The sequence below is a fragment of the Glutamicibacter sp. AGC84 genome (assembly GCF_053543575.1).
In genome coordinates this window covers 333,171-354,485 of record NZ_JBLVOC010000026.1, presented here as the reverse complement: position 1 = coordinate 354,485, position 21,315 = coordinate 333,171, and the positions used below count along the sequence as shown (strand labels likewise).

The window sequence follows — 21,315 nt, the reverse complement described above, 5'->3', positions numbered from 1 at the left end:
CCCCCCGCCATTGCTTTTGCTTTCCGGTTCGCTGCCGGAAACCCGGACCTTCCCGGCGCTAGGCTTCAGGCAGCATTCCGCTGAGCACATCTTCCTGCGCGGAAACTTCCAGGGTCTGCACGTCCTTGAGTTTCCGCTCCACCGCACGGGTCCGGGTTCCGGCATCGCGCACCGTGTTCTGCGCCGTGGCCAGCTGCTTGCCCAGCTTGTCCCAGACATCTCCGTACTTGCGGAACTCTTCCTTGGCCGCCGAGAGCACCTGCCACACCTCGCTGCTGCGCTTCTCAATGGCCAGTGTCCGGAAACCCATTTGCAAGGAGTTCAGCAGGCTCATCAGGGTGGTCGGCCCCGTGACCAGCACCCGGTGCTCGGCCTGCAGCTTGCTGGCCAGCCCCGGGCTGCGCACAACCTCGGCGAACAACCCCTCGGTGGGCAGGTACATGATGGCGAAGTCGGTGCTGTACGGCGGGGCGATGTACTTGCTGGAGATCAGCTTGGCCTGCTCAAGGATCGCCCGGTCCAGCGCCTTGCCCGCAGCGGCGATGACGGCCTTGTCGCCGTGCTCCTGGGCATCGAGCAGGCGCTCGTAGTCCTCTTGCGGCAGCTTGGAGTCGATTGGCAGATAGATCGTTCCGGCCTCCCGCCCGGGCAGGATCACCGCGAACTCCACGACCTCGCGGCTGCCGGGCACGACCGCCACGTTCTGCTCGTACTGCTCTGCGGTGAGGATGTCTTCCAGCTGGCGCGAGAGCTGCACTTCGCCCCATGAACCACGGCTCTTGACGTTGGTGAGCACGCGTTTCAGCCCGCCAACATCATGGGCCAGGCTCTGCATTTCCCCCAACCCCTTCTGCACCATTTCCAGCCGCTTGCTGACCAGTTCGAAGGATTCGCCCAGCCGCTTCTCCAGGGTCCCCTGGAGCTTCTCGTCCACCGTCTCGCGCATCTTCTCGAGTTTGGCTTCATTGCCCGAGCGCAGTTTCTCCATTTCCTGCTGGAGCAACCCCTGGACCTGCAGATGGCGGTTCGCATTGGCTTCTGCCATCGCGGTCAGCTTGGCGTCGATCTCGGTACGCACTTCGCCCATGCCCTGGCGCAGTTCGGTGCGCTGGGTCCCCAGTTCTTGCCGGAGCTCCGCATTGGCAGCGCGCACCGAGTCCTGGATCTGGGCGCCATCAGAGCCGGATGTCCTGCGCACCAGCAGCAAGGCAATACATGCCGTTGCCAGAATATTCAGGATGACGAGTACAAAAACCGCGATTACCATGAGCACCTAACCAAGAACTGTCGAGCGGACCATTGCCTCAGTCCTATCAGCGGACACCGACAGTTTGGGTCCATAATGGGTCCATGCATATTTTGGTCACCGGTTTCGAGCCCTTCGGCAACGACGAATTCAATGCCAGCCAGGAAGCCGTTTCCAGCCTTCCCAGGCAGCTGGGCGAGCATCAGGTCCTCACCGCCATGCTTCCGGTGTCCTTCGCGGCCTCCGGCAAAGCACTCGAATCGCTCGTGGCGAAGCACCAGCCCGATGCGCTGATTTGCGTCGGCGAAGCCGGCGGCCGGCATGCAATCACGCCGGAGCGATGGGCTTTTAACGAAGATGATGCCCGCATCCCCGACAATGATGGCGCCCAGCCGCGGTCAGCGGCCATCAAGGCGAATGCGCCGGGACGCTTGGATGCCACCCTTGATCCAGCAGCGGCCGTCCGCGCCCTGCTCGCCGCAGGCCATGAGGCAAGGGTCTCCGAGGATGCCGGGCGTTTCGTGTGCAACCACATCGCGTATTTGGCGTATTCCCAACCGGTCCCGGCATTGTTCATCCATGTTCCCGCACTGCGCCCGCCAGGGGTTCAAGCCACGGTTGGTGCTGAAACCGACGCATCGGCCAGCCCACCTCGGCCCGGGGACCTGAGCCGGCTATCGTCGGCCCTGGGCATTGCGATACTGGGAAGCCTCGCCCCCGGTGGATAGACTGCTTCCATGGAAGCGGTAATGGCACTGGACGGCCTGGAAGTTGGCATTCTGGTGCTGTGGGCGCTGGGCACGCTCTTTGTGCTGGTGCAGTTCCTCCGCGAACGCTGCGTGCGCACCGCCATACCGCTGGCCCTAGCCATACCTATTCCCCTGTTTGGCGCCGTCTACTCGGTGGCCCGCTTGACCGGGATCATGATGAAACGAAAGCCTGAATCCGATAATGAATAGCAGTCCCACCCGCTGGATGGTTCTTTTTTCGCTTTCCATCGGCCTTCTTTTCATCGGAGCTTTCGCCCTGGTTGTCTCGGGGCTCGCTGCCCCATGGCTGGACTGGGACTAGGAATGTGACCATCTGATACTTGCGGGATTACTGCCGGGGTTCAGCGCAGGGCTAGCCTTGAAGCATCATGACCCTGCATAATCTCACTCCGCTCGATCAGCTGCGTGCCGGAAAGCTCCCCCTGCGTCTTGCAAATCTGTTCATCGGCCTCATGCTTTTTGCGCTGGCCATGGCACTGCTGATCCGCGCCCAGCTCGGCGTGGATCCGTGGGATGTGCTTCACCTGGGCCTGGCCAACTACATTCCGCTGTCGCTGGGAACGATCGTGATCATCGTCGGCGTCGTGGTGCTGCTGGCCTGGATTCCGCTCAAACAGTGGCCAGGATTGGGCACCGTCGCCAATGTGCTGCTCATCGGGCTTGGCCTGGACTTCTTTCTCTGGCTCATCCCTGATGTCCACGGATTGGGCTGGCAGATCCTGACCCTGGTTGGCGCCATCGCCGTCAATGGCCTTGGCGGCGCCCTGTACATCGGCTGCCATTTCGGCCCCGGCCCGCGCGACGGCCTGATGACCGGGCTGCATTTGCGCACCGGCAAATCGATCCGCCTGCTGCGCACCATTATCGAGGTGTGCGTGCTGGGGATCGGCTGGCTGCTCGGCGGTCCGGTGGGCGTGGGCACGGTGGCTTATGCGCTGCTGATTGGCCCCGCTACCCAGTTCTTCTTCAAGTACACGACCGTTGCGCTGCCCGCCCAGCAGGGCGCGCCCAGCAGCACCCTGTCCTAGTTCCTCCCGATCCCGCCAGCCGGCGGACCGGCATCAGGCTTGAGCAGCACCGTTAGCCGCCAAGTGCCGCGCAGTGCGCGACAAACCCGGTTGCACACGCAATACTTGAATCATGTTTGTCGTTGCGCTCAGCCCCCGGCCCCGCTCGGTCACCGATGTTGCTGCCGCCAGCGAGCAGCTCTGGCACCAGCTGGAACAAGTCGACACCCACGCGCCGTTCACCGCGCTCAGCGGGCAGCTGCTGCTCGGAGTGCCCAGTGACCCCGATGCCGCCGTCGATGCGTTGCTGCGCGTGGCACGGCTGAACTTCTGCAATATCGGGCTGGGCATCGGCAGCCTGTACGAGCCGGTGCCCGCAGAGGCCGACCTGGTCGAGGGCAGGGCTGCGCGGCGCGCGCTCGGCGCGCTGGAGGCGGCCAGCCACCGCGGCGAAAGGGTCCCGATCTGCGTTTCCTCGGGCAATGACGAGATGGACGGCGAGCTCGAGGGCCTGCTGCGCATGCTCGGACAGTGGATCCGCACCCGCACCGAGGCCGAATGGTCCGTCGTTGACCTGTTGACTCCCGGGGTGCGCGGGCAGCAAAAAGCGGTCGCCGGGATCCTGGGAATCACTCCCCAGGCAGTATCTGCGGCGATCGTGCGTTCGGGCTACAACGACGAGCTGGGCGCGCGGGCAGCGATCGCCCGGCTGCTGGAATACACCGACCAGCTCTAGGCCCTGGTGCTAGCTGCCCAGCAGCCCTTCCAGGACGATGGCCAGGCCATCCTGGTCAACGCCTTCAGTCACGGCGTCGGCCGCTGCCTTGACCTCATCCGGCGCTTGGCCCATGGCCACGCCATGTCCGGCCCACTGCAGCATTTCGACGTCATTGCGGCCATCGCCTACTGCCAGCGAGTCCTTCGAATCGAACTTCAGGATCGCCCGCAGCCGCTCCAGGCCGCTGGCCTTGGTGGTACCCTCGGCGGCAATATCCAGCCAAGCGGTCCAGCCCACCGAGTAGGTCACCCCGGAGAGCCCCAGGCTCTGCACGGCATGCCCGAATTCCTCGGCGGTGTTGTCGGTGGAGAAAACCACCACGCGCACGGCCTTGCTGTTGACCAGCTCGCCGAAATCAACGACCTTGCTCTCGGCGCCAAAGCTCATGTCGCCGAAGGTTTCGCTGGAAAGGAATTCGCCGCGCTCGTTTTCCAAGGCGTACTTGGCTTTGGGAAGCTGGTCGCGCAGCGCCTTGAGCGCTGTCGACGGGTCGAAGATCTCGCGGTGCAGGATCTCGACTTCGTCCTGGGACACCTTCGCGAGCACGCCGCCGTTGCTGACCACGACATAGCCATGGTCGATGCCCAGTTCCGCCATGATGGGCAGGGCCGCACCCAAGGAGCGGCCGGTGGAGATGATTACCTCATGGCCCTGGGCCACTACAGCCCGCGCGGCATCGCGCACGCGTTGGCTCATTTCCCCCTGGTGGTTGACGATGGTGCCATCCACGTCAAGGCAAATCATCAATTTTTGCTTGGTCAGCCGGTCATCGTTGCCGAGCTTAGTCATAACAGTCATGGCTCAAGTTAACCACCACCGCGGGTATTTGGCGATGACCCAAGGCACAGCGCCAAGTGAACAACCGGTTAAAAGCATTTGCCGGCCGCCCGCGAGGGGCAGCCGGCAAATGGCCGGTCATTGGCTACTTGAGTACTTCGAGTCCGCCAAGGTAAGGCTGCAGTGCCTTGGGCACGTTGACCGAACCGTCCGGGTTCTGGTGGTTTTCCAGAATCGCCACGAGCCAGCGGGTGGTCGCCAGGGTGCCGTTCAGCGTCGCCACCGAACGGGTCTTGCCGGCCTTGCCGTCGATGATCTCGCGTTCGCGGATATTCAGGCGGCGGGCCTGGAAGGTGGTGCAGTTCGAGGTCGAGGTCAGTTCGCGGAAGGTGCCCTGGGTAGGAACCCAGGCTTCGCAGTCGAACTTGCGCGCGGCGCTCATGCCCAAATCCCCGGCGGCGGTGTCGATCACGCGGTAGGGAAGTTCCATGCGCCCGAGCATGTCCTCTTCCATGGCCAGCAGCTTCTGGTGCTCTGCTTCGGCGTCCTCGACGCTGGCGTAGACGAACATCTCCAGCTTGTTGAACTGGTGCACGCGGATGATGCCGCGGGTGTCCTTGCCAGCCGAACCAGCCTCGCGGCGGTAGCAGGAGGACCAGCCGGCGTAGCGGATCGGGCCGTCGGCCAGATCCATGATCTCGTCCGCGTGGTAGCCGGCCAGGGCCACCTCAGAGGTGCCGACCAGGTACATGTTGTCGCGCTCGAGCTTGTAGATCTCGTCGTCGTGCTCGACATCGAAGCCGGTGCCCTGCATGGTTTCGGGGCGGACCAGGGTCGGGGTGATCATCGGGATGAAGTCGTGCGCCATGGCCACATCCAGGGCCATGTTCATCATCGCGATTTCCAGCCGGGCGCCGATGCCCTTGAGGAAGTAGAAGCGCGAGCCGGAAACCTTGGCGCCGCGTTCCATGTCGATGGCGTCCAGCTTCTCGGCGATCTGCAGGTGGTCCAGCGGCTCGAAGCCCTCGGCCTTGAAGTCGCGGGCGGTGCCCACGTGCTTGACGACGGTGAAGTCATCCTCGCCGCCGGCCGGGATGCCGTCGATGATCAGGTTGGGGATGGAACGCTGCAGTGCGGTGCACTTGGCGGAGGCCGCGTCGGACTCGGCCTGGGCGGACTTCACCGCGGCAGCGAGCTCCTTGACCTCGGCAAGCAGGGCGGCGCGCTCGTCGCCCTTGGCCTTGCCGACCTTCTTGGAGAACGCGTTCTGCTCGGCACGCAGGCGCTCGTAGGTGGCGATGGTTTCACGACGTGCCGTGTCAGCTGCCAGCAGCTGGTCAATTAACGACTCGTCGGCACCGCGCGCGCGTTGCGAGGCACGGTACAAATCCGGATTTTCGGTGAGCATTTTCAGGTCGATCACATGTTAAGGGTAGCAATCATGAGTACGATGAGAGCATTATGCAGACAAATCGTGTGATCGTTTTCTCTGCCGTGGCTGCTGCAGCTGCCGCCGCGGCGACCAGTTGGTATTCAGTGCGCAAGCTTTCGAACTACAGCAAACCGCTGATCAAGCAGCCCGAAGCGGCTGAACAGGCAGCGGCTACCAAGGTGGCCCTGGTCATCAATCCTTCCAAGTCAGGTGCTGACGAAGCAAGGGAAGCCGTGGTCCGCGTCTGCGCTGAAGCGGGCCTGGAAGCACCGCTGGTCCTTGAAACGACCAAGGACAACGCCGGCCAGGATGCAGCCCGTGAAGCACTCGATGCGCAATGCGACACAATTATTGCCGCAGGTGGCGACGGAACCATCCGCGCCGTCGCGGAAGTGCTCGAAGGCACCGGCGCATCCCTGGGAATCCTGCCGCTGGGCACTGGCAACCTGCTGGCCCGCAACGTGGATATTCCGCTCGATGACCTGCACACCGCGGCGCTGGTGGCAGTGCGCGGGATGGTTCGCCGGATCGACGTCGGGCACATGAAGCTGCAGCTGCTGGACGGCAAGGAGGCGGATCATGCTTTCCTGGTCATCGCCGGCGTGGGCACCGACGCCGACCTGTTTGACGACACCAACGAAGAGCTGAAATCCAAGGTTGGTTGGCTGGCCTACTCGGAAGCCGGCCTGCGCCAGTTGCCGGGCCAGCGCAAGAAGGTCAGCTTCAAGCTCTCGGGCGACGAGAGCTGGCAGACCCGCAAGGTCCGTTCGGTGCTCTTCGCCAACTGCGGAAAGCTACAGGGCCTGGATTTCGTGCCCGACGCCAAGATCGACGACGGCGTGCTCGACGCAGTGATCCTTTCTCCCCGCTCGGCCGCCGGCTGGACCTGGATCCTGCTCAAGACCGCATTCCGCGCCAAGAACAAGATTCCGGTGATGAGCTTCTACCAGACCTCTGGCGTATCGCTGCGTTGCGATGAGCCGATGAATACCCAGATCGACGGGGACCCCACCGGCCAGGTCAACGAACTGCAGGTGTCCGTGAACCCGAGCGCCCTGCGCCTGCGCACCCCGTAGCGCATGCCGAAGGCCCGGCCGATTTCCCCTTGCGGGGAGCTAGGCCGGGCCTTCGCGCTGCCTGCTTAAAGCCGGTCGCGCAGCGACTGCACCCAGGCACGGGCTTCACTGAATGCCGCATCTGAATTATGGGTATCCACGGCCGGCTCCAGGCCTTGGGCGGCTGGGTAGGAACCGAGGAAGCGCAGGTGCGGGGACAGCCGGTGCAGCCCCGACAAGGCGGCGGCAACGCGTTCCTCGGCCACGTGGCCTTCGATATCGACGGAGAAGAAGTACTCGCCCAGGCTCTTGCCTGTAGGACGCGATTCGATGCGCGAGAGGTTCACGCCGCGGGCGGTGAATTGCTCGAGAATTTCCATCAGCGCACCGGGACGGTCCTCGGGCAGCGGCAGGATCAGCGTTGACTTGTCCACGCCGGTAGGCTGCGGAATCCTTCCCGGACGAGTCACGAGGATGAAGCGGGTCACCGCGCCGATATTGTCCTCGACCCCGCTGGCCAGCACCTTCAGGCCGCGCTCCTGGGCTACCAGCGGAGAGCAGATCGCCGCATCATGCGGCGGTTCGTCCTCTTCGAGAGCCAGGGCGCCGGCTGCCGTGGAAGAAGCCGGGGTGAATGCGGCCCCGGGAATATTCGCTTCGGCCCATAAGCGGCACTGCGCCCAGGCATGCCCGTGGGTGGAGATCTGCCTTATCTGCTCCAGCGAGTCGATGCCGGGGCGTACCGCCAGCACGAAAGTGATCGGAACCAGGATTTCGGAAACAATCTGCAGGGCTTCGCCCTGCGCAATGGCGTCCAAGGTGGCCGAAACGCCGCCTTCTACCGAGTTCTCGATCGGGACCATCGCCGCGTCCGCGGTCCCCTCGCGCACCATGGTCAGCGCCACGTTGACGTTGGAGGCCGCGATCCGCTGCGCCTCGGCAGCCCCGGGAACCTGCAGCAGGGCCGACTCGGTGAAAGTGCCAGCAGGTCCCAGATAGGCATAGTTCATCGTACGGTTGGCTCCTGGCCGTTATCCGCTTCCATTGGCAAGCCCGCTTCGATCCACGCATCGGAACCGCCGGCGACGTTGAAGGCGGTGTAGCCCATCACGGTGAGCCACGATGCGGCCTGGGCCGAACGGCCACCGGTACGGCAGATGACGTAGGTGTCTACATCCGGGTCAAGCTCGGAAATCTTCTCTGGCAAGGAGCCAAGGGGAATATGGGTTGCTCCGGCAGCACGGCCGGCTTCCCATTCGAAGTCTTCGCGCACGTCAAGGATGAAGGCATCCTTCGGGACATCATTGACCGAAACAGTCTCAAAATCGCTCACGGCTAGCATTCCTCTCACATAGGGTGTTTGCTTATAAGACTAGTCATTTCCTGCGTCGAAAGCCGACATGTTTCCCTCAAGCGCCCTGAAATTGCGAGACGAGCTGGCCCGCGGCGAGCGTTCAAGCCGCGAGGTCACCGAGCACTACCTCAAGCGCATCGAAGAGCAGGCGGACCTAGGTGCTTTCGTCCACGTGGCAGAAAATGCGATGGAGGCCGCGGCAGCGGCGGACCAGGCGCATGCCCGTGGCGACATTGGCCGCCTGCATGGGCTCCCCACCGCGTTCAAGGACCTCAATGACGTGGCCGGGATGCCTACCACCTATGGCACTGCGGCGATGCCTGCGATGGTCGCTGAACGTGATCACTCCTTGGTGGCCAGGCTGCGCGCCGAGGGCGTGGTGGTCCTGGGCAAGACGCAGGTTCCGGAATTCGGGCTGAGCAGCTATTCAGAGAACCTCGTGGCGCCCCCATCACGCAATCCCTTTGATCCCACGCGCTCGTCGGGCGGTTCCTCTGGCGGGCAGGCCGCGGCGATTGCCGCCGGCATGATTCCGCTGGGTCCGGGCTCTGATGGCGGCGGTTCGGTTCGCATCCCCGCGGCCGCCTGCGGGCTGGTAGGCCTGAAGCCTTCTTTGGGCCGCGTTCCCAGCGACATCCTTGATGGCTACACCGATCCCATGGGCGCACCGAAGCTAGCGGTTAGCGGACCGTTGGCCCATGATGCCTTGGATGCGGCTTTGCTGCTTGACGCCATGCGCGGCAAGGACCACTATCTGCCGTTGCTGCAGGGAAGCTACCCCCAGCGCCTGGACGGGCTGAAGATTGGGTACAGCATCCATTCCCCGTTTGAACCGGTCTATGAAATTACCCTGGCGCAAGAAGCCCGGGCTTCATTTGCCCAGGGCCTTGAACGCCTTGGAGAACGGCATCGCGTCCAGCCGGCCAACCTGCACTACGCCACGGACTATCCGGAAACCTTCGCGGCGGTGTGGACCAATGGGCTGAAGGACGTTCCGGTCGCGGATGATTCGCTGCTCGGCGATTTGGCAAGGGATTTCCGCCGACGTGCCGCCGACCGCTCGCTGGAACAGAGCCTGCAGGCAGGTTCGAGGTTGAAGCAGATTGCGGCCGACTTCGTGCGCCAATGGTCCGCCTACGATGTCGTGGCCACCCCTGCCATGGCCTCGATCCCGCCGAAGATCGGGCACTATACACAATCCACAGCCGATGTGGATTATATGTTGCAGTGCCAGTACACCCCCTACACTTCCATGGTGAACGTCGCCTCAGTAGCGGCCATCACCGTTCCGGTAGGCCACTCCAACGAGGGGTTACCAATGAGTATTCAGCTGATTTCCCCGCGCTCGGACGAAGGACTGCTGCTCGCGCTGGCAGCCCAGATGCAGGTGTGACCTTTCCCATATAAGTAGGTACTCGGGTGGGCAAGGGCGAAAAATATTACGTATGTCTACTGCAACAACGAGCACCAAAGCTTCCGGAAAGACCTTCTTCGGTCACCCCGGTGCGCTCGCAAGCCTCTTCAGCGTGGAAATGTGGGAACGATTCTCCTTCTACGGCATGCAGGGCTTGCTGGCTTACTACATGTACTACTCGGTCACCGACGGCGGCCTGGGCATGGACCAGGGTCTGGCTCTGTCGCTGGTCGGCGCCTACGGCGGCGCTGTCTACCTGTCCACCATCCTGGGCGCGTGGCTCTCCGACCGCCTGTTCGGCTCGGAACGCGTCCTGTTCTTCTCGGCTATCGCGATCATGATCGGCCATATTGGCCTGGCGCTCCTGCCCGGCTATGCCGGACTGGTTATCGGCCTGATCTTCGTTGCCGTCGGTTCCGGCGGCCTGAAGGCCAACGCTGTAGCCCTGGTGGGCTCCCTGTACTCCAAGGAAGATCCGCGCATCGATGCCGGCTTCTCCCTGTTCTACATGGGCGTGAACATCGGCGGGCTGCTCGGCCCACTGCTCACCGGTTGGCTGCAGGTCCAGTACGGCTTCCACATCGGCTTCGCCGCTGCCGCGGTCGGCATGGCTATCGGCCTGGGGATCTATGCCCTTGGACGCAAGAAGCTGCCGGACTCCGGCCGCATCCCAAGCAACCCGCTGCCTGCCTCTGAGCGCAACCGCTATGTGGTCATCTTCGCTGCCGTGATCGTTCTGATCATTGCCGCTTTCGCATCCAAGATCGTGACTCCGGAGAATTTGGCAAGCACCATCGCCTACGTGGTGATCGCCGCTTCGATCATCTACTTCGCGTTGATCCTGCGCAGCAAGAAGGTTGACGCCACCGAGCGCAAGCAAGTCTGGGCATTCATTCCGTTCTACATCGGTTCGGCTGCCTTCTGGGCCCTGTTCCAGCAGCAGTTCACCTTCATTGCCGCTTACTCGGATCAGCGCCTGGACCGCCACCTGGGCAGCTGGGAAATGCCACCGAGCTGGGTTACCTCGATCAACCCGGTCTTCATCATCATCTTCGCCGGTATCTTCGCCGCATTGTGGACCAAACTGGGCAAGCGCCAGCCACGCACTTCAATGAAGTTCGGCCTGGCACTGGTGGTTGTGGGTGCGGCCTTCTTGCTGTTCATCCCGCTGGAATCCTTCGTGAAGACCCCGCTGCTGGCGCTGGTCGGCATCCTGCTGCTGTGCACCTTTGCCGAGCTGCTGCTCTCGCCAGTGGGCCAGGCAATTGCCACCAAGCTGGCTCCGGCCGCCTTCGGCACCCAGATGATCGCCTTGTTCTTCCTGTCGGTTTCGCTGGGCACCACCCTGTCGGGTGTGCTGGCCGGCTACTACACCGAGGGCAACGAGATCCCGTACTTCATCGCCATGGGCGGCACCGCTGTTGTCCTGGGTATTGCCATGATGGCAGCTACCCCGGCCTTGAAGAAGCTGATGGGCCCGATCCTCTAGGCGTTCGATCATGCGAAAAGCGGTTGGTTCATTTGAACCAACCGCTTTTTTCATGCCCGGGGATTATCGAAGAAGCCCTTGTGAGAAGGTCACGTTGTCGTAATACGAGTCGTAGCCGAACCCGGTTGACAATGCCCAGAAGAACCAGATGGCTACCGCATAAATGACTATGGCTAGTGCCAATCCAATCCATGAGGTAATTAGCCCGGCCAGGCTCAGGCCCCGGGAGCTGGGTTCACGCCGGTAGGCCAGGTGCCCGGTAATGACTCCGGCCAGCGGAACAAGGATAATGACAGTGAAGCCTAGCAACGACAAGATGCCAAGCACCAGGGAAGCCACCGAGAGGCCGGCGGATTCAGGCGGTCGTTGGTAGGGGTTCTGCGGATACTGGTAGTAGCTCATTTGCCTACCATTCTTCTACGAAACTGCGATAAGCGCATCAATCTGAAAGGCAATCTGTGGCACACCTCCGAGCTGGCCAGCCAGCCCAAGAATCAGACCTGATCAATTTGCAGGAGGTACTCGATGCCTACAGCACCCTGGTTCCTTCCAGCGGCAACCCCGACCAGGCCGTCGTTTTCGGCACCTCGGGACATCGCGGAAGCTCCCTGAACACCACTTTCAATGAAACGCATATCGCTGCGATCACCCAGGCCGTGGTCGACTACCGCAACGGTGCGGGGATCACCGGCCCGATGTACGTGGGCAAGGACAGCCACGCACTCTCCGCGCCCGCATACCGCACCGCCCTTGAAGTCTTGGCAGGCAACGGCGTCACCGTGCTCGCCGATGACGGACTGACTCCCACTCCAGCGGTCAGCCACGCAATCCTGGTACATAACGCTAGCGGCGGCGAACAGGCCGATGGCCTGATCATCACCCCATCGCACAACCCGCCAACCGACGGCGGCATCAAGTACAACCCGCCGCATGGCGGACCGGCAGAATCCGGAATCACCGGACCCATCGCTGCACGGGCCAACGAATTGCTGGCCAGCGGAGCGGTCAAGCGCGGCGAGCCGAATGCCCGGCCCTTCGACTTCCGCGAACTGTACATCGCCAATTTGGCTGAAGTCATCGACTTCAAGGCCATCGCCGAGTCCGGCATTTCCATTGGCGCAGATCCGCTGGGCGGGGCTTCGGTGCACTACTGGGGCGAAATCGGCCGCCGATACGGCCTGAACCTCGAAGTGGTCAACGAGTCCGTGGATCCGCGCTTCGGCTTCATGACCTTGGACAAGGACGGGAAGATCCGCATGGATTGCTCCTCCGCCCATGCGATGGCCTCCCTCGTGGCCAATCGCGAGAAGTACGACATCGCGACCGGCAACGATGCCGATGCTGACCGCCACGGCATTGTCACCCCGGATGCCGGCCTGATGAATCCGAACCATTTCCTGGCCGTGGCCATCGACTACCTGCTCACCCACCGTCCGCAGTGGCCGGCTAATGCCCAGATCGGCAAGACCCTGGTCTCCTCGGTGCTCATCGACAAGGTGGTGGCTTCCCACGGCCGGACCCTGCGCGAGGTACCGGTGGGCTTCAAGTACTTCGTTGAACCGCTGGCTTCCGGCAGGGTCGCTTTTTGCGGCGAGGAATCGGCCGGCGCGAGCTTCTTGGACTTCTCCGGCAAGGCGTTCAGCACCGACAAGGACGGCCTGATGCTGGCCCTGCTGGCCAGCGAGATCCGCGCAGTAACCGGCAAGAGCCCCAGCCAGCTGCATACCGAACTGGTAGAGCGCCACGGCCCCAGCTTCTACGACCGCTTTGACGCGCCCGCAAATCGCGAGCAGAAGGCCGTACTGGGCAAGCTGGACCCATCGATGGTCACCGCTACCGAACTGGCATCGGATCCGATTACCGCCAAGGCCACGCAAGCGGCCGGCTTCCCCATTGGCGGCTTGAAGGTTTCCAGCGAGCACGCATGGTTTGCCGCGCGCCCATCGGGCACAGAAGACATCTACAAGATCTATGCAGAATCAACAAAATCACCCGAGCATCTGCAGCAGGTGCTGGCTGAAGCTCGGGTGATTGTTGATGCTGCGCTAGCTGGCTAGTTCAGCTTTGCAGTCCATGGGTCGATGGCCACGGCTGGCTGCTTGCGGGTGGCCAGCCAGTGGCCCAGCCACAGCAGCAGGAAGATTGGCAGGCCGATGTAGCTGGAAGCCATCTGCAGCAAGTTTCCATCCACGATCGCCTGGTAGTTCTGGCCGACGATCACCACGATCAGGATCACGAAAGCCAGGATCGGTCCCAGCGGGAACAGTGGCGCCTTGTACGGCAGGTTCGCGAGATCCTGCCCGCTGGCAATATATGCCTTGCGGAACTTGTAGTGGCACACCGCGATACCCACCCAGGCAATGAAGCCGGAGAGACCTGAAACGTTCAGCAGCCAGGTATATGCCGAGCCTTGGCCGATGATGGCGGTCAGGAAGCCAAAGAGGCCTACCGAGGCGGTTAACAGCATTGCCGGCATCGGCACGCCGCGCTTGTTCAAGCGGGCGAAAATCTTTGGCGCCTTGCCGTCCAACGCCATCGAATAAAGCATGCGTGCAGAGGCATATAGCCCGGAATTGCCTGCGGAGAGGATGGCCGAGAGGATCACCGCATTCATCAGGGCCGCGGCGAATGCTACGCCCGCACGCTCGAAGACCAGGGTGAATGGCGAGGTGGTGATATCCGATGCCTCCGAAGACAGCAGCGATGGATCCATATACGGGATCAGCATGCCAATGACGAAGATCGCGCCGATGTAGAAGAGCATGATGCGCCAGAAGATCGCCTTGATGGCGCGTGGGATATCGCGCTTGGGGTTCTCGGCTTCGCCGGCGGCCACACCGATCAGTTCGGTTCCTTGGAAGGAGAAGCCGGCGATCATGAAGACCGAGACGATGGACAGCCAGCCGCCAACAAATGGCGCTTCGCCATCGGTCCAATTGCTGAAGCCCGGGGTGGAGTCGCCCAGGATGCCGAAGATCATCGCGACACCGCAGATCAAGAAGACCACCACGGTGATGACCTTGATCGCGGCCAACCAGTATTCGCCCTCGCCAAAGGCCTTGGCGGACAGCGCATTCAATCCGGTGAGCAGCACCAGGAAGATGGCCGCCCAGATCCATCCCGGGGCATCAGGGAACCAGTAGGACATGATGATGCCGGCGGCCACCAGCTCGGCAGCCACGGTGATGGCCCAGTTGAACCAGTAGTTCCAGCCGATCGCGAAGCCGAAGTGGCGGTTCACGAAGACCGTTGCGTAGGTCTGGAAGGAACCGGCGACCGGAAGCCGGGCGCTCATTTCTCCCAACGACTGCATCAGGAGCAGCACCATCATGCCGATCAGCGCGTAGGCCACCAGCGAGCCACCGGGGCCAGCTTGGGCAATGGTGCCGCCGGACGCGACGAATAGTCCGGTACCAATCGAGCCGCCAATGGCAATCATCTGCATATGGCGAGCTTTGAGGCCACGCTTCAGACCGTCCTGGGACGGTGCGGGCTCAGTCATGCGTTACATCTCCTGATGCTTGAAAATTTCCAACCTATCAATCCAAGCACCCTGACAAGCCATAAAGCTATGAACCGCGCTACAGTAAGCGATCAATAATCTTTCGCTTGGCCCATGAATATGGAGGATATATTGCGCTCAGGGTATCAACGACGGTTGTTTTGTTGAATTCCGAGCGCATCTGCGAAAGCCGTTCGAACCCGTGCTTGCCGTGGTAGGCCCCCATTCCGCTCGGTCCCACGCCGCCGAAAGGCAGGGTTGGAACGATCATCTGGGCCAACGGAGCATTATGCACAATGGAGCCGGCTCGCACCCGATCTGAGAAAATCGACTGCAGGCGCGGGCTTTCGCTCATCAGGTAAGCGGCCAGCGGCGACGGCCGCCGGGCAATGAATTCGAGTGCTTCCTCGAAGGTTTCCACCTCGATCACCGGCAGGATCGGACCGAAAATCTCTTCGGTCATCAAACTTCCCTCGAGGTCCACATTGCGCATGATGCTCGGAGCGATGCGCAGGGTATCCTCGTCGTATTCGCCGCCGAAAACCACCTCGCCTTGCTCGAACATCGACAGCAGCCGCTCAAAGTGCTTGCGGCTGACGATGCGGCCAAAGTCCGGATGGGTGAGCGGCTCCTTGCCGTAGAAGCTGGTGATGGCCTGGCCCAGGCGCTTGATGAGCTCAGACGAGTCGCCCACGCTCAATACGTAATCCGGGGCCACGCAGGTCTGGCCGGCATTCATGAATTTGGCGTAGGCCAAGCGCTTTGCGGAAGCCAACGAATCGTTTTCCACCACGGCCGGCGACTTTCCGCCCAGTTCCAAGGTGGTTGGCGTCAGATGCTTCGCAGCCGCGGCAGCCACGATCTTGGCCACGCGTTCACCGCCGGTGTAGAAAATGTGGTCCCAGCGGGCGGCCAGCAACTCCGTGGAGGTATCCACCCCGCCTTCAACTACCGCGTAGACACGTTCGTCGAGGTAGACCGGGAGGAACTTGGCCAAGGCGCCTGAGGTCGCAGGAGCCAGTTCCGATGGCTTGATCACCGCCGCGTTGCCGGCAGCAATGGCCGCGACCAGCGGTGCGAGCACCAGCTGAACCGGGTAGTTCCAGGCGCCGATAATCAGCACGACCCCCAGCGGGCGCGGCTCGACCTTGGCCATGGCTGGTTGCAAAGCCAGCGGTACCTTGACGCTGGTGGAATCCATCCATTCAACGAGGTGGCGCTGGGCGAAATCTATTTCTGCCCGCACCACGTCGATTTCGGAGAATTTGGCTTCGGTGGCACTCTTGCCCAAGTCCTCGGCCAGGGCCTGGACGAAGTCTTCCAGATGCTCTTCGAGCATCTTCTCCAGGGCCTTGAGCTGCTGCAGGCGGAAGCGTCGCGGATGCGTGATCCGCGTGTCCGCAGAACGCCGCAAATGGCTCAGAACTGTTGCTATGCGCGATGGATGCTCGTCCACCGGAGGTGCGGAATCACCGACCGGTTCGGGCAACGGAGTGGAAGTAAACAGACCCATGATTTGAGCGTACGTCACTGGGACTATTTTTCATCGTTTAATTCGCCGGAGGATTCAATATGTATCAAATAGTTGATACATTGATTTCCATGAACCAGTTCTCTGCGAGCGCCATATCCATCGCTTTCGTTGCCGCAATCATCTGCGTTTGGTTGCGTTCGGTGGCGCACAGGCGTGGAACACCAGCTATCGACCGGGCCCGATCCCACTCGTTCTGGTGCGCATTGATCGCATTCTTTGCTTCAACCTCATGGGATTTGTCCGAGACCTGGCGCGTTTCAATGACCGAGCCCAATTCAGGTTCGGCTCTCGCTGAAGCACTCACTCCGGGGATCTGGGTTCTTCTGGTTTACCTCATCGGCTTGTTCACTTGGCCCAAGGAACTCCAGCCAGTGCGCACCGCTTCATTAGAGGCCCGCAGCCTGACAACTCCATTTCCCAAGGCCCTAGGGGCTTTCGTTGGGCTTTTGCTGCTGATCGCGGTCGGCTCCCTGTGGCCGGCGTCCAAAGTCGAAGGGCTCGTTGGCGTTCCGGCCTCGGAATTCACGACCTTTGATTTTGACGGCATCTATTCATACACGTCGGAGGGTCCGTATGATGGGCGGTTGCCGGGCACACAGATGCTCCCGGTATTCATCGTGGCCCTGGCAGGGATCATCGTGGCCGCGGCTGTGATTACCGTAGTTATCCTGAAAAGACCTGCCTTGGCCGGCATCTCGGCCGAAGACAACCAAGCGTTGCGCACGGTCTGGCTCAACCGCTTGATGCGCAATATCGGCATCGTCTTGCTGGCCTTCACCGTGTCGGTGGTCAATTACTCGCAGACTAATTCGCCGGATGGACAGTACGAGTTCGTTAGCTATGGCGCCCTTGCGGTCGCCCTCACGTTGCTCTTCTGGGGACCGCGCTCTACATTCTCAGCTCAATCCACCACCAGGGAACGGACCGCCTTCTCGCGTTTGCGTGATCAACTATTCACCTTGCAATACGTAACTGCAGCACTCACCTTGCTCAGCGTTGCAATCGGCTGGTCATTCTTGCCACTGGATGACGAGCTCCAGATGCCTACCAATGAGCGAACTACGTGGATCTTAATGATCTTTGCCGGTGCGGCTTTGAGCTATGCCGTTCTCAATGCGCTTTATCTCAGCTACGTCAGCACGGTGGCCCGGCAGGCGTCTGCAGCACCCAAGTACCACGCGCCCCTGCCCTTGTGGTCCTACATCGCCGCTGGCTTGCTGTTTGCCACCAGCACCTATTTTCTGCTCGATCCGCCGCTGGACTATTTGTGGGGCTTCGTGCCTCCAGGCAAGACAATGGTTGCAGGATTGATCCTGCTGTTGCTGGCAACCCATCTTGGATTCGTCTGGTTCTCCCGCCGGGCAATTATTCCCTGGGCTGTCTCGTCGGCCGAAGAAATCTGGTACCGCAAGGTCCTGGAACTGCGTTCAATGCGTGTTAACACCAGTGCAGTGGTAGCCATGCTGCTCATTGGCTACGGATTCCCGGCCGGGCTGGGACTCTTTGCATTGCTCATCTTCGTTGTCCCAGCGGTCATTTTCCTAGAGCGCCCCGGTAGCGCCTTCGTGCGGGAACATCAGCCGGCAGCTACTTCATGAGCACGCAGATCAGTGTTGACCTCCAAGCAGCTACCCCGCCCTATGAGCAGATCCGCTCGCAGATTGCTTCACTGATCTCCTTGGGAGATCTGCCCTCGGGGAGCAAGCTGCCTACTGTGCGTGCGCTGGCCACGGACCTCGGCGTCGCTGCCGGTACAGTGGCGCGCGCCTACAAGGAGCTGGAAGCCGAAGAGCTGATCACCTCCCGGCGCCGTGCCGGCACAGTGGTCAACGAGCGGCCGCAGCCGGTGGATACCAGTGAAGATCTCCTGGCCGCCGTGGATCACCTCTGGGCGTTGGCGGCCGCGCAGAAGGTGGATGCGGCCACGCTCAAGGCCTTGGTGGCGCGGCGCGAACGTAAGTAACTTGTCCTCGGAACCGGTTGTGCGTACGCTCTATGGCAGTGACACGGGGTGTCGGATCAACCGACTGAGATAAGACCCGTAGAACCTGATCTAGTTCACGCTAGCGGAGGGATGTCGCATGGCTTTGCATGCAGTTGCCCAAAAATACCGGCAACAATCACCTTTGGTTTTTTGCCTGACCAATACCGTCGTATCCAATTTCACCGCCAATGTCTTGCTGGCATCCGGGGCTTCCCCGGCCATGACGGATCTGCCCGGAGAGGCCGGCCCATTCGCGCAGGCAGCTTCAGCCGTATTGGTGAATTTGGGAACTCCAAGCACTGAACAGCTGACCGCCATGGAAGAAGCTGTGCAGTCGGCGAGCGCTGCAGGCACCCCCTGGGTCCTGGATCCAGTGGCAGTGGGAGCGCTTCCGGTGCGCACGGAGTTTGCCCGGCGCATTGTCCGGCAACGCCCGACCCTGATTCGCGGCAACGCCTCGGAAATCCTGGCCCTGGCCGGCCGGCAATCTGCTTCGCGCGGTGTCGATGCCTTGGATGAGGTTTCTGCCGCCTTGGCGGCGGGACGCGAACTGGCCACGGAACACGACTGCGTAGTGGCCATTTCCGGCCAGGCTGACGCCATCATCGACGCCACGCGTACCGTCTTGGTGCATACCAACGGAATTGGCTTGACCCGGATGACAGGTGGCGGCTGCGCCTTGGGCGCGGTCTGCGCCGGGATGGTTGCGGTCCACGATGACCCGTTCGAGGCCACCATCGCAGCCCACGGTTTCTATGGCCTGGCCGCGGAAAAGGCCCTGGCTGGCAGCTCCGGTCCGGGCAGCTTCGCAGTTGCCTTCCTTGATGCGCTGTCGGCTGCCGATCCCGGGGAACTGAAGACTTTGAAGTACGAGGAATTGAACCATGCATAATTACGGCGCTTATCTAGTAGCCAACACTGCCAGCTGCACCCCACGCAGCACCCTGGAAGTTATCGAGGGCGCCGTCGCCGGAGGGATCGGGTGGATCCAGCTGCGCGCCAAGGATGAAAGCGCCCGGGAATTCTTCGAGCTGGCCTGCGCGGCTGCCAAGCTCACCGAGGGCAAAGCCCAGTTGCTGATCAATGACCGCATTGACGTCTACCTCGCGTCACGGGCTGCTGGCGCAGCAGTGAACGGCATCCATATCGGGCAAAAAGATGTGCCGGTACAGTTGGCTCGCCAGATCATCGGCGAGGGCATCATCGGCTTGAGTGCTTCCAGCGATGAGCAATTGGCCCAGGCGAACAAGGACGCCTCGGTGATCGACTACCTCGGTGTAGGAGCCATCCGCGCCACTCCGACGAAAAAAGACCATCCTGCTCCCCTGGGGCTGGACGGCTTTGCGCGAGCCGCTGCCTTGGCCAAGCTGCCCTGCGTAGCGATCGGCGCAATTACCCAAGACGATGCCGCCGCGATCCGCACCGGCGGCGGCGCAGGCCTGGCCGTGGTCCGCGCCATCTGCAACGCCGAAGATCCGCAACTTGCCAGCGCGCAGCTGGTCGCAGCCTGGGAGGCCTCGAAATGAACATCCTATCCATCGCAGGCTCCGATCCTTCCGGCGGCGCCGGAATCCAAGCGGATCTGAAGGCCATTGCCGCCAACGGCGGCTACGGAATGTGCGTGATCACCGCTTTGACTGCGCAAAACACCCATGGGGTATCCGGAGTTCAGGCGATCAGCGGCGATTTCGTCCTCGCGCAGCTCGAAGCCGTGAGTACAGATATCCGCATCGATGCGATCAAGATCGGGATGCTGGCCAACGCCGAGGTGATCCGCGCAGTCACCAGCTGGCTGGAAACTGTTGACGCCCCCGTCGTGCTGGACCCGGTCATGGTGGCGACCAGCGGGGATCGCCTGCTCGACGACGAATCGGCCCTTGATTCACTGCTGGATCGCGCCACGGTGATTACCCCGAACCTGCTGGAGCTGGCCAGCTTGCTGCGCGAGCCTGTGGCCCCTTCCTGGGACGAAGCCCTGCGCCAGGCCCAGCGGCTGGCTGCCAAGCACGGCACGCTGGTGCTGGCCAAGGGCGGGCACCTGGCCGGGGCGGATTGCCCCGATGCCCTGGTGTCGGCGGGCGGGGTGCAGCTGGAGCTGCACGGACCGCGCCATGCCACCAGGAACACCCACGGCACCGGCTGCACCCTTTCCAGCACTCTGGCTACCCGCTTCGCTGCCACTGGAGATTGGATCGCCGCGTTGGAGCAGTCCAAGTCCTACCTCTCCAAGGCCATCGCAGCGGCCGACCAATTGCAGGTGGGCAGCGGCCACGGCCCGGTCAACCACTTCATCGACTTCTTCGGCACGGCAGATCCCATGGGCGACTGGTGGCAGAAGATCCAGCCGATCCGCGAGGAAATCGACCAGCTGGATTTCATCACCCGGCTATCCGAGGGCACCTTGGACCGGGATGACTTCCACTACTACATCGCCCAGGATGCGCTGTATCTGCTGCGTTACGCCAAGGTGCTTTCGCTGGCCAGCTCGATGGCGCCGGATCTCGGTGCCCAGCGTTTCTGGTCGCGTGGCGCCAACGGCATCCTCGATGGCGAGCTGCAGCTGCACGGCAGCTACCTGGATGAGTTCGCTGATACGCCCAGCGCCACCACGCTGAACTACACCAACCACCTGGCCGCCAGCCAGGAGAGCTACGGGGAGCTGATTGCCGCGATCCTGCCTTGCTACTGGCTGTACCAGGACATCGGCAAGCGGCTGGCGGCAGCCAACCATGCCGAGCATCCTTATCGGCAATGGCTGGAAACCTATGCATCCGAGGAATTCGATTCCGCCACCGAGCAGGCCATCGAAATGGTCCGCCAGGCGTTCGAGCAGGCAGATCCGCAGCTGCGGGCCCGCATGGAGGCCGCTTTCATCCGCTCCGCGGAACATGAGCGCTCTTTCTTCGCGCAGGCGCACGAGAACCGAGTAGACTTCTCTACGGCCTAAAACCCGCAGGGCCCGGGAAGAGGAAT

General features: G+C 62.1%; 21 protein-coding genes and 1 riboswitch. Of the genes, 13 read left to right on the top strand and 8 right to left on the bottom strand.

What is annotated here, in order from left to right; all coding sequences use genetic code 11:
• Positions 1-58: 58 nt before the first annotated feature.
• A complete protein-coding gene (locus ACNPN0_RS16320) occupies positions 59-1,267 on the bottom strand; it encodes a DNA recombination protein RmuC (RefSeq protein ID WP_448938115.1) in 1,209 nt (402 codons plus the stop codon).
• 83 nt (positions 1,268-1,350) lie between these two features.
• Here ACNPN0_RS16320 and ACNPN0_RS16315 point away from each other — a divergent pair, with 83 nt between their 5' ends.
• The 4 genes from ACNPN0_RS16315 (at position 1,351) to ACNPN0_RS16300 (ending at position 3,759) form a co-directional block, all read left to right on the top strand.
• Positions 1,351-1,974, top strand: coding sequence for a pyroglutamyl-peptidase I family protein (locus tag ACNPN0_RS16315; protein ID WP_448938116.1), 624 nt, complete (start codon positions 1,351-1,353; stop codon positions 1,972-1,974).
• Positions 1,975-1,983: 9 nt separating this feature from the next.
• The gene (locus ACNPN0_RS16310) at positions 1,984-2,205 is read left to right on the top strand and encodes a hypothetical protein (RefSeq protein WP_434690052.1); all 222 of its coding nucleotides are present in this window, start codon (positions 1,984-1,986) and stop codon (positions 2,203-2,205) included.
• A gap of 179 nt (positions 2,206-2,384) precedes the next feature.
• Positions 2,385-3,044: a membrane protein YczE gene (gene yczE, locus ACNPN0_RS16305; RefSeq protein WP_105658636.1), complete on the top strand. Its 660-nt coding sequence runs from the start codon at positions 2,385-2,387 to the stop codon at positions 3,042-3,044.
• Positions 3,045-3,156: 112 nt separating this feature from the next.
• The gene (locus ACNPN0_RS16300) at positions 3,157-3,759 is read left to right on the top strand and encodes a hypothetical protein (protein ID WP_105658637.1); all 603 of its coding nucleotides are present in this window, start codon (positions 3,157-3,159) and stop codon (positions 3,757-3,759) included.
• A gap of 9 nt (positions 3,760-3,768) precedes the next feature.
• Here ACNPN0_RS16300 and ACNPN0_RS16295 read toward each other — a convergent pair whose 3' ends face one another.
• Positions 3,769-4,599 carry a Cof-type HAD-IIB family hydrolase gene (locus ACNPN0_RS16295; protein WP_434690050.1) on the bottom strand — a complete coding sequence of 277 codons (831 nt, stop codon included), beginning with the start codon at positions 4,597-4,599 and terminating at the stop codon, positions 3,769-3,771.
• Positions 4,600-4,723: 124 nt separating this feature from the next.
• Entirely contained in the window at positions 4,724-6,001 is a 1,278-nt protein-coding gene (gene serS / locus ACNPN0_RS16290) for a serine--tRNA ligase (RefSeq protein WP_105658639.1), read from the bottom strand.
• A gap of 38 nt (positions 6,002-6,039) precedes the next feature.
• Between serS and ACNPN0_RS16285 the strand changes: the two genes are divergently transcribed.
• On the top strand, positions 6,040-7,086 hold the full coding sequence (locus ACNPN0_RS16285) for a diacylglycerol/lipid kinase family protein (RefSeq protein ID WP_105658640.1): 1,047 nt from the start codon (positions 6,040-6,042) through the stop codon (positions 7,084-7,086).
• 65 nt (positions 7,087-7,151) lie between these two features.
• On the opposite strand, the gene pheA is transcribed toward ACNPN0_RS16285, so the two are convergent.
• A complete protein-coding gene (pheA, locus tag ACNPN0_RS16280; protein ID WP_105658641.1) occupies positions 7,152-8,075 on the bottom strand; it encodes a prephenate dehydratase in 924 nt (307 codons plus the stop codon).
• Entirely contained in the window at positions 8,072-8,398 is a 327-nt protein-coding gene (locus ACNPN0_RS16275) for a rhodanese-like domain-containing protein (protein WP_105658642.1), read from the bottom strand. The genes pheA and ACNPN0_RS16275 overlap by 4 nt, the downstream gene beginning before the upstream one ends.
• Positions 8,399-8,465: 67 nt before the next feature.
• On the opposite strand from ACNPN0_RS16275, the gene ACNPN0_RS16270 reads away from it, so the two are divergent.
• Positions 8,466-9,812 carry an amidase gene (locus tag ACNPN0_RS16270; protein ID WP_105658643.1) on the top strand — a complete coding sequence of 449 codons (1,347 nt, stop codon included), beginning with the start codon at positions 8,466-8,468 and terminating at the stop codon, positions 9,810-9,812.
• Positions 9,813-9,864: 52 nt separating this feature from the next.
• Positions 9,865-11,322 (top strand): peptide MFS transporter, encoded by a 1,458-nt coding sequence (locus ACNPN0_RS16265; RefSeq protein ID WP_105658644.1) that lies wholly within the window; start codon positions 9,865-9,867, stop codon positions 11,320-11,322.
• Positions 11,323-11,385: 63 nt separating this feature from the next.
• Here ACNPN0_RS16265 and ACNPN0_RS16260 read toward each other — a convergent pair whose 3' ends face one another.
• Positions 11,386-11,724, bottom strand: a complete 339-nt coding sequence (locus ACNPN0_RS16260; protein ID WP_105658645.1) for a DUF4190 domain-containing protein — start codon at positions 11,722-11,724, stop codon at positions 11,386-11,388.
• A 56-nt stretch (positions 11,725-11,780) separates the two neighbouring features.
• Here ACNPN0_RS16260 and pgm point away from each other — a divergent pair, with 56 nt between their 5' ends.
• Positions 11,781-13,379: a phosphoglucomutase (alpha-D-glucose-1,6-bisphosphate-dependent) gene (pgm, locus tag ACNPN0_RS16255; protein ID WP_448938118.1), complete on the top strand. Its 1,599-nt coding sequence runs from the start codon at positions 11,781-11,783 to the stop codon at positions 13,377-13,379.
• On the opposite strand, the gene ACNPN0_RS16250 is transcribed toward pgm, so the two are convergent.
• Positions 13,376-14,824 (bottom strand): amino acid permease, encoded by a 1,449-nt coding sequence (locus ACNPN0_RS16250; RefSeq protein WP_448938119.1) that lies wholly within the window; start codon positions 14,822-14,824, stop codon positions 13,376-13,378. The genes pgm and ACNPN0_RS16250 overlap by 4 nt on opposite strands.
• Positions 14,825-14,903: 79 nt before the next feature.
• Positions 14,904-16,337 (bottom strand): aldehyde dehydrogenase family protein, encoded by a 1,434-nt coding sequence (locus ACNPN0_RS16245; protein WP_448938120.1) that lies wholly within the window; start codon positions 16,335-16,337, stop codon positions 14,904-14,906.
• An 89-nt stretch (positions 16,338-16,426) separates the two neighbouring features.
• Between ACNPN0_RS16245 and ACNPN0_RS16240 the strand changes: the two genes are divergently transcribed.
• From ACNPN0_RS16240 to thiD, 5 genes are all read left to right on the top strand, one after another.
• Positions 16,427-17,956 (top strand): hypothetical protein, encoded by a 1,530-nt coding sequence (locus ACNPN0_RS16240; RefSeq protein WP_448938121.1) that lies wholly within the window; start codon positions 16,427-16,429, stop codon positions 17,954-17,956.
• Positions 17,953-18,321 (top strand): GntR family transcriptional regulator, encoded by a 369-nt coding sequence (locus ACNPN0_RS16235; RefSeq protein ID WP_105658650.1) that lies wholly within the window; start codon positions 17,953-17,955, stop codon positions 18,319-18,321. Before ACNPN0_RS16240 ends, ACNPN0_RS16235 begins: the two co-directional genes overlap by 4 nt.
• Positions 18,322-18,355: 34 nt before the next feature.
• Positions 18,356-18,450: riboswitch (TPP riboswitch) on the top strand.
• On the top strand, positions 18,440-19,234 hold the full coding sequence (thiM, locus tag ACNPN0_RS16230; RefSeq protein WP_013347455.1) for a hydroxyethylthiazole kinase: 795 nt from the start codon (positions 18,440-18,442) through the stop codon (positions 19,232-19,234). (Overlaps the previous riboswitch by 11 nt.)
• Positions 19,227-19,868 (top strand): thiamine phosphate synthase, encoded by a 642-nt coding sequence (gene thiE, locus ACNPN0_RS16225; RefSeq protein WP_105662183.1) that lies wholly within the window; start codon positions 19,227-19,229, stop codon positions 19,866-19,868. The genes thiM and thiE overlap by 8 nt, the downstream gene beginning before the upstream one ends.
• On the top strand, positions 19,865-21,289 hold the full coding sequence (thiD, locus tag ACNPN0_RS16220; protein WP_105662184.1) for a bifunctional hydroxymethylpyrimidine kinase/phosphomethylpyrimidine kinase: 1,425 nt from the start codon (positions 19,865-19,867) through the stop codon (positions 21,287-21,289). The genes thiE and thiD overlap by 4 nt, the downstream gene beginning before the upstream one ends.
• Positions 21,290-21,315 lie beyond the last annotated feature (26 nt).

Bases quoted from the DNA above. Each gene is read 5' to 3' on its own strand.
- ACNPN0_RS16320 (WP_448938115.1), bottom strand. From the start codon at position 1,267: ATGGTAATCGCGGTTTTTGTACTCGTCATCCTGAATATTCTGGCAACG.
- ACNPN0_RS16315 (WP_448938116.1), top strand. From the start codon at position 1,351: ATGCATATTTTGGTCACCGGTTTCGAGCCCTTCGGCAACGACGAATTC.
- ACNPN0_RS16310 (WP_434690052.1), top strand. From the start codon at position 1,984: ATGGAAGCGGTAATGGCACTGGACGGCCTGGAAGTTGGCATTCTGGTG.
- yczE (WP_105658636.1), top strand. From the start codon at position 2,385: ATGACCCTGCATAATCTCACTCCGCTCGATCAGCTGCGTGCCGGAAAG.
- ACNPN0_RS16300 (WP_105658637.1), top strand. From the start codon at position 3,157: ATGTTTGTCGTTGCGCTCAGCCCCCGGCCCCGCTCGGTCACCGATGTT.
- ACNPN0_RS16295 (WP_434690050.1), bottom strand. From the start codon at position 4,599: ATGACTGTTATGACTAAGCTCGGCAACGATGACCGGCTGACCAAGCAA.
- ACNPN0_RS16285 (WP_105658640.1), top strand. From the start codon at position 6,040: ATGCAGACAAATCGTGTGATCGTTTTCTCTGCCGTGGCTGCTGCAGCT.
- pheA (WP_105658641.1), bottom strand. From the start codon at position 8,075: ATGAACTATGCCTATCTGGGACCTGCTGGCACTTTCACCGAGTCGGCC.
- ACNPN0_RS16270 (WP_105658643.1), top strand. From the start codon at position 8,466: ATGTTTCCCTCAAGCGCCCTGAAATTGCGAGACGAGCTGGCCCGCGGC.
- ACNPN0_RS16265 (WP_105658644.1), top strand. From the start codon at position 9,865: ATGTCTACTGCAACAACGAGCACCAAAGCTTCCGGAAAGACCTTCTTC.
- ACNPN0_RS16260 (WP_105658645.1), bottom strand. From the start codon at position 11,724: ATGAGCTACTACCAGTATCCGCAGAACCCCTACCAACGACCGCCTGAA.
- ACNPN0_RS16250 (WP_448938119.1), bottom strand. From the start codon at position 14,824: ATGACTGAGCCCGCACCGTCCCAGGACGGTCTGAAGCGTGGCCTCAAA.
- ACNPN0_RS16245 (WP_448938120.1), bottom strand. From the start codon at position 16,337: ATGGGTCTGTTTACTTCCACTCCGTTGCCCGAACCGGTCGGTGATTCC.
- ACNPN0_RS16240 (WP_448938121.1), top strand. From the start codon at position 16,427: ATGAACCAGTTCTCTGCGAGCGCCATATCCATCGCTTTCGTTGCCGCA.
- ACNPN0_RS16235 (WP_105658650.1), top strand. From the start codon at position 17,953: ATGAGCACGCAGATCAGTGTTGACCTCCAAGCAGCTACCCCGCCCTAT.
- thiM (WP_013347455.1), top strand. From the start codon at position 18,440: ATGGCTTTGCATGCAGTTGCCCAAAAATACCGGCAACAATCACCTTTG.
- thiE (WP_105662183.1), top strand. From the start codon at position 19,227: ATGCATAATTACGGCGCTTATCTAGTAGCCAACACTGCCAGCTGCACC.
- thiD (WP_105662184.1), top strand. From the start codon at position 19,865: ATGAACATCCTATCCATCGCAGGCTCCGATCCTTCCGGCGGCGCCGGA.